The 11,955-nt window shown below is 70.6% G+C and carries 9 protein-coding genes; 6 read left to right on the forward strand and 3 right to left on the reverse strand.

The window, feature by feature from the left end:
- Nucleotides 1–7 precede the first annotated feature (7 nt).
- On the forward strand, nucleotides 8–835 hold the full coding sequence (locus ABT061_RS22315) for a hypothetical protein (RefSeq protein ID WP_350920887.1): 828 nt from the start codon (nucleotides 8–10) through the stop codon (nucleotides 833–835).
- A gap of 538 nt (nucleotides 836–1,373) precedes the next feature.
- On the opposite strand, the gene ABT061_RS22320 is transcribed toward ABT061_RS22315, so the two are convergent.
- Complete coding sequence (locus ABT061_RS22320; RefSeq protein ID WP_350920890.1) at nucleotides 1,374–2,576, reverse strand: acyl-CoA dehydrogenase family protein; 1,203 nt, start codon at nucleotides 2,574–2,576, stop codon at nucleotides 1,374–1,376.
- Between the two features lie 81 nt (nucleotides 2,577–2,657).
- Here ABT061_RS22320 and ABT061_RS22325 point away from each other — a divergent pair, with 81 nt between their 5' ends.
- From ABT061_RS22325 to ABT061_RS22340, 4 genes are all read left to right on the forward strand, one after another.
- A complete protein-coding gene (locus tag ABT061_RS22325; RefSeq protein WP_350920893.1) occupies nucleotides 2,658–3,302 on the forward strand; it encodes an HAD family hydrolase in 645 nt (214 codons plus the stop codon).
- Between the two features lie 134 nt (nucleotides 3,303–3,436).
- Nucleotides 3,437–3,943, forward strand: coding sequence for a DUF6912 family protein (locus tag ABT061_RS22330; protein WP_350920896.1), 507 nt, complete (start codon nucleotides 3,437–3,439; stop codon nucleotides 3,941–3,943).
- 90 nt (nucleotides 3,944–4,033) lie between these two features.
- Nucleotides 4,034–4,666 carry an HAD family hydrolase gene (locus ABT061_RS22335; RefSeq protein WP_350920899.1) on the forward strand — a complete coding sequence of 211 codons (633 nt, stop codon included), beginning with the start codon at nucleotides 4,034–4,036 and terminating at the stop codon, nucleotides 4,664–4,666.
- Nucleotides 4,667–4,823: 157 nt separating this feature from the next.
- On the forward strand, nucleotides 4,824–5,609 hold the full coding sequence (locus tag ABT061_RS22340; protein WP_350921121.1) for an HAD family hydrolase: 786 nt from the start codon (nucleotides 4,824–4,826) through the stop codon (nucleotides 5,607–5,609).
- 73 nt (nucleotides 5,610–5,682) lie between these two features.
- Here ABT061_RS22340 and ABT061_RS22345 read toward each other — a convergent pair whose 3' ends face one another.
- On the reverse strand, nucleotides 5,683–7,992 hold the full coding sequence (locus tag ABT061_RS22345; RefSeq protein WP_350920902.1) for a tetratricopeptide repeat protein: 2,310 nt from the start codon (nucleotides 7,990–7,992) through the stop codon (nucleotides 5,683–5,685).
- Nucleotides 7,993–8,096: 104 nt separating this feature from the next.
- Nucleotides 8,097–9,635 carry a penicillin-binding transpeptidase domain-containing protein gene (locus tag ABT061_RS22350; RefSeq protein WP_350920905.1) on the reverse strand — a complete coding sequence of 513 codons (1,539 nt, stop codon included), beginning with the start codon at nucleotides 9,633–9,635 and terminating at the stop codon, nucleotides 8,097–8,099.
- A 228-nt stretch (nucleotides 9,636–9,863) separates the two neighbouring features.
- Here ABT061_RS22350 and ABT061_RS22355 point away from each other — a divergent pair, with 228 nt between their 5' ends.
- Nucleotides 9,864–11,867 carry an acetoacetate--CoA ligase gene (locus ABT061_RS22355; RefSeq protein ID WP_350920908.1) on the forward strand — a complete coding sequence of 668 codons (2,004 nt, stop codon included), beginning with the start codon at nucleotides 9,864–9,866 and terminating at the stop codon, nucleotides 11,865–11,867.
- The last annotated feature ends 88 nt before the right edge of the window (nucleotides 11,868–11,955 follow it).

Raw genomic sequence — 11,955 nt, forward strand, 5'->3', positions numbered from 1 at the left:
TGATCACTTGGAGGTGCTCCTGCGGGTCGAGGTCTTCGGGCGGGCGGCGGACCTGGTGGCCCTGGAGGCGGAGCTCGCGGCACGGGAAACGGACGCCGAGGTCCGCGATGCGGATCTGGTGGCGCGCGACGCGGTCTTGGCGGTCCGTGAGGTGGTGCCTGCGGCTCGTGCGGTGGGTTTCGTGGTCCTCGTCGTCCGCGCGGTGGTGCCGGCGGCTCGTGAGGTGGGCCTGGCGGCGCGTGACGTGGTCTTGGCGGTCCGCGCGGTGGTGCCGGCGGCTCGTGAGGTGGCTCTGGCGGCGCGTGACGTGGTCTTGGCGGTCCGCGTGGTGGGTTTCGTGGTCCTCGTCGTCCGCGCGGTGGTGCCGGCGGCTCGTGAGGTGGCTCTGGCGGCACGCGATGTGGTCTTGGTGGTCCGCGTGGTGGGTTTCGTGGTCCGGGACGTCGTCCGCGTGGTGGTGCCGGCGGCTCGTGCCGTGGGTCTGGTGGCCCGTGCCGTGGGTTTGGCGGCGGCTCGTGCCGTGGGTTTGGTGGCCCGTGCCGCGGGTTTGGCGGCGCGTGCGGTGGTGCCGGCGGCTCGTGCCGTGGGTTTGGCGGCGCGTGCCGTGGGTTTGGCGGCCCGTGCGGTGGTGCTTGTGGGCCGGGTGGTGGTGCCGGCGGCCCGTGCCGCGGGCCTGGTGGCCCGTGCCGTGGGTTTGGCGGCGCGCGCCGTGGGTTTGGCGGCCCGTGTGGTGGTGGTCCGAGCAGCGGGTTTGGTGGTGCCGGCGGCTCGTGCGGTGGGCGTCGGAGCCCGGGGCGCGGAGACCGGGGCCCGGCCTCTCCCGCGGGCACGCTGAGCGATCATCGTCCCGACCCCGATGGCGGCCGCCACCGGCCACTCGATCAACCCCGCCACAGCCAGGGCGCCGAGCCCTCCGTAGTAGACGATGCGCTCAGGGGGCGGAAGGAAGGACCTGGCGGTGTCGACGGCTTGGCCCGCTTCCTGCCGGCTGACGTGTGGCATGTGAACATGCGGCGGCCGGAACTGCACGGTCATCATTGGAAGGTTCAACTTCAGTGAGGGGTTGTCCTGCTTCCGGCCTGACGGTGTGTGCGTGGTGGACGCGGCGGGTGTGGTCGGCTTCCGCGCCGTATGGGCGCGTGACCGGCTCGCCTGAGCTACTGCCATGATCCCTCCTCATGGGAACCGAGGGAAGGTGCAAATGGAGCCCGCAGGAGGCCGATCACGCCTTCTACGTGCAGCTATATGGCCTGAGTGCCATGTTCGTAATCTTCCTCGAATTGGAGCCGTGAAACTCGTACCGACCTTTGAATCGGATATTGGGGGAGGAATCTCCAATCCATCGGACCGTATGCACCCCGTTCCGGAGCGCCCTAGGAGAGGTACGGCTTGAGCTCGCGACGGGCCACGGTGCGAATGTGAACCTCGTCCGGGCCGTCGAATATGCGCATCGCGCGGGCCTGGGCGTACATCGTGGCGAGCGGGACGTCGTCGGCGAGACCCATGCCGCCGTGGACCTGGATGGCGCGGTCGATGACCTCGCACGCCATCCTCGGAGCGACGACCTTGATCGCGGAGATCTCCGAGGCGGCCGCCTTCACGCCGACCGTGTCGATCATCCAGGCGGCCTTCAGGGTGAGCAGCCTGGCCTGCTCGATGGCCAGCCGTGATTCGGCGATCTGCTGCTGCACCACGCCCTGCTGGGCCAGCGTCTGGCCGAAGGCCACCCGGTTGGCGGCGCGGGTGCACATCAGCTCCAGGGCGCGCTCGGCCATGCCGATGGCACGCATGCAGTGGTGGATGCGACCGGGGCCGAGACGGGCCTGGGCGATGCGGAAGCCGTCGCCCTCCTCCGCGATCAGGTTCGAGGCGGGTACCCGGACGTCCGTGAAGACGATCTCGGAGTGGCCGTGCTGCTCCTGGTAGCCGAAGAGCGGTAGGTGACGGACGACCTCCACACCCGGCGTGTCCATCGGGACCAGGATCATCGACTGCTGGCGGTGCGGGGGGCCGTCCGGATCGGTCTTGCCCATCACGATCAGGATCTCGCAGCGCGGGTCGGCGACCCCGGTGATGAACCACTTGCGGCCGTTGATCACGTACTCGGAGCCGTCGAGCCGGATGGAGGTGGCGATGTTGGTCGCGTCGCTTGAGGCCACGGCGGGCTCGGTCATCGCGAACGCCGAGCGGATCTCCCCGGAGAGCAGGGGCTTGAGCCACCGGTCCCGCTGCTCGGGCGAGCCGAACATGTGCAGGACCTCCATGTTCCCGGTGTCGGGGGCCGCGCAGTTCAGTGCCTCGGGCGCGAGGTCGATGGAACGGCCGGTGACCTCGGCCAGGGTGGCGTAGTCGAGCACCGACATGTTCGACTCATCGGGCAGGAACAGGTTCCAGAGGCCGCGTGAGCGCGCCTCGGACTTGAGCTCCTCCACCACCGGCGGCAGTTCGTGGTTGTCGTAGCCCCTGGCTTGGCGCCACGCATGGTAGACCGGCTCCGCCGGGTATACGTGAGTTGCCATGAAATCGGTCAGATTGGCGAGGTATTCCTGAGCCTTGTCGCTGAGCGCGAAGTCCATGGCGGCAAGTTTGGCACCACCCCTTCTCCGATCGTTCACCGGCCACACTTAACCTGGAACCCGTTCCACTAAGGAGGACAGATGCTCAAGGGCGTGCTGATCGACTGGGGGGGCGTGCTCACCGTCGGCCTTTCCGAGGCGGTCGCGGAGTGGATCGTCGCCGAGAGACTCGACGCGGACCACTACCGGCAGGTGATGCGCGAACTCATCGTCCACGCGTACGAGGGCCTGGAGAACAGCGAGAACGTGATCCACGCTCTGGAGCGGGGGGAGATCTCCGGGCTGGACTTCGAACGCCACCTGGCCGCCAGGCTGGTCACCACGGACGGCGTGCCGCCGGTCGCCGAGGGGCTGCTGGACAGGATGTTCTCCCGTTTCCACCGGGTCGAGCCGATGTACGAGATGCTCCGGGTGGCCCGTGCCGCCGGGCTGCGTACCTGCCTGCTCTCCAACTCCTGGGCGAACGAGTATCCCCGCGAGGGCTGGGACGACGTCTTCGACGAGGTCGTCATCTCGGGAGAGATCGGTATGCGCAAACCCGAGCAGAGGATCTTCGAGCACGCGCTCGGCAGGATCGGCCTGGCCGGTGAGCAGTGCGTGTTCGTCGACGACATCGAGGCCAACATCGAGGCCGCCCGGCGGCTCGGCATCGTCGGCGTGCACCACCGCGACCCCGAGGTGACCATCGCCGAGTTGGAGACCCTGTTGCGGGTCTCGCTGCGCTGACGCCCGTCCGGTCCGGAGCGGATCGGGTCACCCCGCGCGGGCGGTACCACCGCGGGTCGCCGGTACTGGCACACTCGATGCGTGAATCGGCGCCGAACCGGCACCGATGTCTTAAGAGATAGATCGAGGCATGGATGCGCGTCTACCTGCCGTGTACGCTCCCGGCGCTGGCCCGCGTGGCCACCGTGGGGGAGCTCGGCCCGGCCCCGCTGACCGGCTACGCGGTGACACCCGCGTTGATCGAGTGGTACGTCTCGGGTGACACCGAGGAACTGGAGTACGTCGCACTGACCGAGGCGGCCAGGGATTCCCTGCGGATGCTGGCCGCCGACCGCGCAGACGGGGCGGAGGTCGCCGCGCGGCGGGTGGTCGTCGCCGTCGACGTACCGGAGGGCGACGTGAGCGTGAGCGCCGACCTGGACGAGCGCGCCCGGGTACGACTCGCCGCGGCGGTGCCGCTGGCGCGGATCGCCGCCGTCCACGTGGACGACCTGTCGGCGGTGAAGGACGTCGAGGCCGCCGTCGCGGCGCTGTCCGCGGCCGACCGGGGCGACGACGACGCCAGGTTCACCGTGGACGGCGTCGAGGCCAACGAGCTCCTCTGGTACGCCACCCAGGAGATTCCCGACCTGGTCGGCTGATCCCCTCGCGCGTCCGGAGTCCGGAGAGCGGGCCGACCACCCTGTCGTGGCGCCGCTCCAGCGAGGGTTTTCGCTATCCTGGGAGGCAATATGAGACACATCGTTTGGGATTGGAATGGCACGCTCTTCCACGACATCGACGCCGTCGTGGGTGCGACGAACGCGGTGTTCGAGCCGTACGGGCTGGGCTCCTACGACGCGGACCGCTTCCGTGCCGTCTACACGCGCCCGATCTGGGCCGCCTACGAGCGCATGCTCGGCCGTGCCCTCCACGAGGGCGAGTGGGAGATGCTCGATCTTGGCTTCCACGACAACTACCACCGGCTGATGCTGGAGTGCGGGCTGGCCGACGACGCGCTCTCCACCCTGGAAAGCTGGGGGAACACGGGAGGCAGGCAGTCGCTGCTGTCCATGTGGGCGCATGACCGGCTGGTTCCCAAGATCGCGGAGTTCGGCATCGACCACCACTTCACCCGGATCGACGGTCTGCGCAGCGCCTCCGGCGGGCACAAGGCCGAGTCGATGGTGGCCCACCTGGCCGCGCTCGGCATCGACCCGGCCGACGTCCTCGTGATCGGCGACAGCCTGGACGACGCGCACGCCGCCCAGCACGTCGGCGCGCGCGCGGTCCTCTACACCGGCGGCATGACCAGCCGCGCCGACCTGATGTCCTGCGGCGTCCCGGTCGTCGACACCCTCGCGAACGCCCTCGACCACGCCTAGGCTCTGCCCCTCGGGCCTGCGGAGGCCGCCGTATCCGAAAAATGGTCGCGGGCCGGACAGGTGAACGGCGGGGTTTCCCGGGCGGCATGGTGGAGGAGGCACCACCACAGGGCAATCCCACCAAAAACTAATGTTTTCGGCATCGGAGGCGGTCGCCATGCGCCTCGGGCCGTACCCTGGGCATCCGCACCCATTCCGGGAGGCTCCGATCAACCGCCTCGTTCTCTGGAACATCGACCTCACCCTGGTCGACGTGTCCATCGTCACCCGCGAGGCATACGCGGAGGCCTTCCGCGCTGTCACCGGCAGGCCCCTGGTCAAGCTGACCCAGCCCAACGGGCGCCCGGACTCTGAGATCGTCTTCGAGATGCTCGCCATCAACGGGATCGTCGCCGGGGACGACCACCTCCCCAGGTTCCTCGACGCGCTGGCCGAATCCTTCGGAGCCAGGCGCAGGCGCCTGGCCAAGGACGGCCGGATGATGTCCGGGGCCCGCGACGCGCTGAAGGCGGTGGCAAAGCTCGACGGCGTGGTCCAGTCGGTGCTCACCGGCACGATCAAGAGCAACGCCGTGCACAAGCTGACCGCGTTCGGCCTCGACAAGTACGTCGACTTCGAGATCGGCGGCTATGGCGAGGAGGTCTATCCCAAGGCCACCCTCCTGCAGGTCGCGCAGGGCCGGGCCAAGCAGAAGTACGGGGCGACCTTCGACGGGAGCAACACCGTGCTGATCGGCGACTCGGCCAGGGACGTCCAGGCCGCCAGGATCGCCGGGGCCGCGATGATCGGCGTCGCCTCCGGGCGCTCCCTGGCGGCCGAGCTGCACGAGGCCGGGGCGGACGCGGTCCTGCCCGACCTCGCCAACCCCTCCGAGGTGGTGGCCGCCGTCGCCGGCCTCACCTCCCCGGCCCGCCGCGCCGGTCACCACCCCGCCGACCGCTGATTCCTGTCCGGTAGGCGGGCCGGGTGAACTCGACAGCGCTGTCTTCCCCTCCTCCTTGCCGGCCACCTCGGGCTCACCGGCCGATCAGGCGTCGCCACCTCGGCAAGAAGGAGCGGACATTGTCAATGCTCTCCCGGGCCGCCCGCGTGTTCGGATGGTCGGCGCCCAGCACCCGCTCGCAGTCGGCCAGGACCCGCTTGAACATGGCGATGGCCTCTCGTGTCCGTCCCGCCGAGTCGTGGGCGTAGGCGAGGTGGTGGCGGCTGGTCAGGGTGTCAAGGTGGTCGGCGCCCAGTGTCCGTTCCCGTTCGGCCACGACCCGCTCGTACAGGGCGATGGCCTCCCGCAGCCGACCCGCCTCCAGGTAAATCTCGGCGAGGTTGTGGCGGCCGGTCAGGGTGAGGGGAGCATCGGCGTCCAGCAGCAGCTCGCAGTCGGTCAGCATCGCCTCATACGAGGTGATGGCCCTCTGTGTCCGCCCCGCCGCCCGATAGGCGCCGGAGAGGTTGCCGCGGGTGGTCAAGGTGAGGAGGTGGTCGCGGCCAAGCGCTCGCTCGCAGTCGGGCAGGAGCTGCTCGTACAGGGTGACGGCCTTCTGTGGCCGCCCCTCCAGCTGATGGGCGTCGGCGAGGTTGTGGCGACTGGCCAGGCTGAAGACGTGGTCGCGGCCCAGCACCCGCTCGCAGTCGGGCAGGACCTGCTCGAACAGGGTGATGGCCTCCCGCGTACGCCCCGCAGCCCGATAGGTGTCGGCGAGGTCATGGCGGGTGCCCAGGGTGAGATGGTGGTCGCTGCCCAGCACCCGCTCGCAGTCGGCCACAGCCCGCTCATACAGGGTGATGGCCTCCTGAGTCCGTTCTCCCCACTGGTAGGTGTAGGCAAGGACCTGGCGGCTGGTCAGGGTGTCGAGGTGGTCGACCCCCAGCACCCGCTCCCGTTCGGCCAGGACCTGCTCGAACAGGGCGATGGTCTCCTGCGCCCGCTCCGCCGCCTGATAGCTGCAGGCGAGGTCGTGGCGGCTGCTCAGGGTGGCGGGGTGGTCGGTGCCCAGCAGCCGCTCGGATTCGGCCAGTGTCACCTCATGCAGGGTGATGGCGCGGGACAGGTCGCCCATCTCCCGCAGGTAGTCGCCGGACCAGCCGCGCAGCAGTAGCAGGTCAGGTGTCAGGAGGCCGACGGGGGAGGCGGTGGCATGGAGGACACCGATGTGTTCCCGCAGGGACTTCGCCATGCCCCTGGCTTTCCAGGGCGTGGTCTCCTCGTTGATCAGGTCGTTCAACGCGCGCAGCGGGCCGACGGCATCGGCCAGCACCTGCCCCAGGCGGTCGTCGTGCCGGGCGCGTTCGCGCAGCACTCGCTGGATCAGGCCGTGCATCAGCACCACCCGGCCATCGTCGCTGAAGGTGATCAGCGAGGTGTCGGCCAACCCGGACAGCAGCTCGTCGACGCCCGATCGCTTCCCGGGTTCCGCACCACCGGGCAGCAGCGACCTGGCCACGCCGAACGAAGAGAGCACCGCCAGCCTCTCCAGCACCGGGCGGGCACCCGCGACGGCCTCCTCGGCGTGGCAGAGCGAGACAAGGACCGCCTGTGCCACCCCGGCCGGATAGCCGTCGTCCGCCAGGGCGGTCAGCTGCCGATCCGGGGACAGGTCGCGCAGCGAGCGCAGGTAGCCGCGGTAGCCGGTCTTCTCCCGGGCGATGACCGCGCCCGCCTGGGCCAGCGCCAGCGGCAGACGCCCCAGCTCCTCGGCCAGCTCGGCGGCCGCGTCCTCATCGGCCAGGCCGGTGCGGCCGGCCAGGAACGCCACCGCCTGGGCCGGGGTGAAGGCGTCCACCTCCATCGAGGCGTAGTGATCCCCGAAGGCACGGTCGCGGGAGGTGATCACCACCCGGGCCGCTCCGCCGGCCGGACACCAGCGCCGCACCGCCTGGATGTCGGTGGCGCCGTCGAACACCACCAGGCACGGCTGATGCGTCCCCGACAGCCACGCCTTCGCCTTGTCCGAGGCACTCTCGATGGTGTCAACGGGGACGCGCACCCCCAGCCGATGGGCGAGGTCCTCCAGCCCGGCGAGGATCTGATCGGTGGTCGCGGCGGGAATCCAGGCCACCACCGGCCACCCCGCCGCCTGGCAGGCCCACGCGTACGAGGCGGCCAGCAGCGTTTTGCCCACCCCCGGAGCGCCGGTCAGCGCGCACACCGCCTCCGTGGCGGCGAGTTGCGCCAGCAGATCCTCGCGCACCTGAAACCCCGCCGGAGGTGCGGGGACGGCGCCCTCGACGATCTGCTCACGCACCGGCGGCCGGGCGGTGAAGTCGGCCACCACGGCGGAGACCGCTACCGGCGGCTTCTCACGCGACGACCTTCGCTGATCCGTCATGTGCCCCATCCTCCGATCGAACACCGCCGCCGGGCACGGATGACGCCGAACGGTGATCGACTACCTTCGCGTGCCGGAGGGCGGGAGCGGCCCGCGGGTGAAGGTCACCGCTGCGGGAGGCCGGTCAGGAAGCGGCTCGCGATGGGGGCGGCCACCGTGGAGCCGGCGCCGCCGCCCTCCACCACGATGGAGAACGCCAGGTCTCCCCGGTAGCCGATGAACCAGGCGTGCGACGGCGGTTCCTTGCCCGAGCCGAACTCCGCGGTCCCGGTCTTGCCCGCCGTGCCGGAGGGGAAGGGGACCGCGCTCGCGGTGCCCTCCACCACCACCGCGGGCATCAGCGTGCGCAGTGCCCGCAGGATCTCGGGTTCCAGCTTCCGCGGCTCGGCCTCGGGCAGCAGGGAGGCCGCCACCAGGCGGGGTGGGCGCCAGGAGCCGTCGGCGATCGCCGCGGCGACCGTGGCCATGTTGAGCGGGCTCGCCAGCACCCGGCCCTGGCCGATCGAGGCCGATGCGAGGTCGGTGTCGTCCTTGGGCGCGGGGAACTCGGCCCGTACCGCGGGCACGCCGGGCCGGACGGGGGCGCCGAACCCGAAGCTCCCGGCGACGGCGGCGAGCCGCCGCCCGCCGAGCCGGTCCACGGTGAGCGCGCCGAACGTGGTGTTGCACGAGTGCGCGAACGCCGTGCGCAACGGGAGCGTGCCGTAGTCCTTGAACCCGGCGTTGTGGAAGGCGAAGCCGCCGATGTTCTGCTCGGCCGGGCAGCTCACCCGCTCGTCCGCGGTCATGCCGTCGGCGACCAGGGCCGAGGTGGTGATCACTTTGAAGGTCGAGCCCGGCGGGTAGTGGCCCAGCAGCGCCCGGTTGAACCCGCCGGGCTTGTTGGCCACGGCGAGGATCTCCCCGGTCGAGGGCCGGAGCGCGACCAGCGAGGCGGGCCTGTTCACCGCTTCCAGTGCCGAGGCGGCGGCGCGGTGGACGTCCAGGTCGATGGTGGTGCGCAGTTCCCGGCCGGCCGTGGCGGTGGCGGTGGCGAGCGTGGCGACCTTCTCGGTGCCCTTCACCAGGTCGATCCGCGCGGACGAGGTGCCGGTGAGGCGGGAGGCGTACGTCTGGGTGAGTCCCTCGACGAGTTGCTGCACCGAGCCTTGCGTGGCGGGGGTGTCGATCCGGGTGCCGTCGGCGGCGAGGATCGGCGCCCGCTCGGCCTTGACCAGCATGGTCTTGATCCGCAGGCCCGTTCCGAGCCTGGGGTGGACGGCGGCCGGGCTCCACTCCACCCGCCAGGTGCGCTCGTGCTCGACCAGTCTCAGTGACCCCTCGTAGGCCCAGTTCACGGGCCCCTCCAGCGTCGCGCGGAACCCGACGGTGGCGGGTTCGCCGTCCCGGGCGTCTCCCAGGACGCTGAAGGCGGCCCCCGTCAGCTTCAGGTCGGTACGGAAACGCCGGTACCAGCGCTCGAAGTCGTCCGGCGGCTCGACGGTCAGCGCACGCATCGCCGGGTAGTCCTGCCGGCCCCACGCGGTCAGGAACATCTCCGCGGTCTCCTCGGGCGAGCCCTCGGTGTGCAGTGCCCATACAGTGCCCGCGCTCGCGGCCGCCAGCACCAGCGCGGTCGCGGTGGCCAGGTGTCTCAGCCTCATGGCAGTGGTCGCCCTTCGTCGTCGGGGACAGAGAAGACCAGAGAGTTGTCCCTTATGTCCAATATTTGGGACAGGGGGAGATCGATAGCCGAATGGATATCGGTGCTGGTGGTGACCTGTTTCCCGGGGGTGGTGGCGAGGGCGTGTGTGGCCGGTCCACACGGTGCGCCGGGGCGATATGTGAATCCTGGGGATGACATTCGGTTGGGGCGCCGAGAGGATAGGGCCATGGTTGAGGAAGGTGCGCTGCTCTGGGAGCCCTCCCCGGAGGTTGTGAGGAACGCGAAGGTCACCCGTTATGCGGAGTGGCTGGGCCGGGCCGGTGACTACGAGTCGCTGTGGCAGTGGTCGGTTGACGCCCCGGCCGAGTTCTGGACGTCGATCTGGGACTACTTCGAGGTCGTGGGGGAGCGCGGTGACGGGCCGGTCCTGTCGGGGGAGATGCCCGGCACGGAATGGTTCGCCGGGTCGACGGTGAACTACGCGGCCAACGCGCTGCGCGGGGCCGCCTCCGACCCCGGGCGGCTCGCGGTGGTCGCCCGCGACGAGGCGGGCGGGCGGCGGACGTTCACCAGGGGCGAGCTGGCCGAGGAGGTGGCACGGGTCCGCGCGGGCCTGGCGGCACTGGGAGTCGGACGGGGCGACCGGGTCGCGGCCTACGTACCGAACGTCCCCGAGGCGCTGATCGCCTTCCTGGCGACCGCCTCCCTGGGAGCCGTCTGGTCCTCCTGCTCGCCCGACTTCGGGGCGTCCAGCGTGATCGACCGTTTCACCCAGATCGAGCCGAAGGTGCTCGTCGCGGTCGACGGCTACGACTACAACGGCAGGAGCTTCGACCGAAGCGCGGTCGTCGACGACATCGCGGCCAGGCTGCCGACGCTGGTGGCGCGGGTCCGGATCTCGGCCGAGGACGTGCGGGGCGCGCGGAGTACGCCGGGCGCGGACATCCCCGGCGGTTCCGGCGCGGCGGACGCTCCGGGGCCCGGGGCCGGGGTCCGTACGGTGAGCTGGGCGGAGCTGCGCTCCGTCGCGGGGCCGCTCGACTTCGAGCCGGTGCCGTTCGGGCACCCGCTCTGGATCGTCTACTCCTCGGGCACCACCGGGCTGCCCAAGCCGATCGTGCACGGCCACGGCGGTGTGGTGCTCGAACACCTCAAGGCGACCTCTTTCCACCAGGACCTGGGTGAGGACGACGTCTTCTTCTGGTACACCACCACCGGCTGGATGATGTGGAACTACCTCGTCGGCGGACTGCTGGTCGGCTCGACCGTGGTGCTCTACGACGGGGCGGCGACCTACCCCCAGACCGACGCGCTCTGGCGGCTGGCCGCCGAGGAGGGGGTCACCTACTTCGGTACGGGCGCTCCGTACGTGATCGCGTCCATGAAGGCCGGCCTCAAGCCGTCGGGCCTCGACCGGCTGCGGGGGCTCGGTTCCACCGGCTCGCCGCTGCCGCCCGAGGGGTTCGGCTGGGTGCACGACGCGCTGCCGGACGTGCAGCTCGGTTCGTTCTCCGGGGGCACCGACGTGTGCACCGGTTTCGTCGGCGCGGTCCCGCTGCTCCCGGTCCGGGCGGGCGTGATCCCCTGCCGCTGCCTGGGGGCGAAGGTGGAGTCCTTCGATCCGTCGGGCAGGTCGGTGATCGGCGAGGTCGGCGAGCTGGTGGTGACCCTGCCGATGCCGTCGATGCCGGTGATGTTCTGGAACGACCCGGACGGGTCGCGCTACCGCGACAGTTACTTCTCCGAGTACCCCGGGGTCTGGCGGCACGGTGACTGGATCAAGATCCTTCCTGACGGCGGCTCGGTGATCTACGGCCGCTCCGACTCGACACTGAACCGGGGCGGGGTGCGGATGGGCACCAGCGAGTTCTACCGCGTGGTGGAAGGTTTCGAGGAGATCGCCGACAGCCTGGTGATCGACACCGGCCAGCTCGGGCAGGAGGGCCGCCTGCTGCTGTACGTCACCATGGCCGAGGGAGAGACGCTCCGGGACGACCTGGTCATGCGCCTGCGCCGGGAGCTCAGGGAGAGGCTCTCCCCGCGCCATGTGCCGAACGAGATCATCGAGGTCCCCGGCATCCCCCGCACCCTCAGCGGCAAGAAGCTGGAGGTCCCGATCCGCAAGATCCTCCTCGGTGTCCCCCCGGAGAAGGCCGCCAATCTCGACGCCATGGCCAACCCCGAGGTCCTCTCCCACTTCGTCCCGGAGGCCGACACCGCGCGGCGCTGACCGCCCCGCCCCGCCACGTCACCGGGCACGGTTTCCTTGAGCACGGTTTCCTCGGGCACGGGCCCGAGGACCGGCCTTCCCAGGCGCC

The sequence above is a fragment of the Streptosporangium sp. NPDC002544 genome, from assembly GCF_040295965.1.
Lineage (GTDB): Bacteria > Actinomycetota > Actinomycetes > Streptosporangiales > Streptosporangiaceae > Streptosporangium.

What these genes read in the sequence shown, in the direction of transcription:
- ABT061_RS22320 (WP_350920890.1), bottom strand. Translation starts at nt 2,576, where the DNA reads ATGGACTTCGCGCTCAGCGACAAGGCTCAGGAATACCTCGCCAATCTG.
- ABT061_RS22325 (WP_350920893.1), top strand. Translation starts at nt 2,658, where the DNA reads ATGCTCAAGGGCGTGCTGATCGACTGGGGGGGCGTGCTCACCGTCGGC.
- ABT061_RS22330 (WP_350920896.1), top strand. Translation starts at nt 3,437, where the DNA reads ATGCGCGTCTACCTGCCGTGTACGCTCCCGGCGCTGGCCCGCGTGGCC.
- ABT061_RS22335 (WP_350920899.1), top strand. Translation starts at nt 4,034, where the DNA reads ATGAGACACATCGTTTGGGATTGGAATGGCACGCTCTTCCACGACATC.
- ABT061_RS22340 (WP_350921121.1), top strand. Translation starts at nt 4,824, where the DNA reads ATGCGCCTCGGGCCGTACCCTGGGCATCCGCACCCATTCCGGGAGGCT.
- ABT061_RS22345 (WP_350920902.1), bottom strand. Translation starts at nt 7,992, where the DNA reads ATGACGGATCAGCGAAGGTCGTCGCGTGAGAAGCCGCCGGTAGCGGTC.
- ABT061_RS22350 (WP_350920905.1), bottom strand. Translation starts at nt 9,635, where the DNA reads ATGAGGCTGAGACACCTGGCCACCGCGACCGCGCTGGTGCTGGCGGCC.
- ABT061_RS22355 (WP_350920908.1), top strand. Translation starts at nt 9,864, where the DNA reads ATGGTTGAGGAAGGTGCGCTGCTCTGGGAGCCCTCCCCGGAGGTTGTG.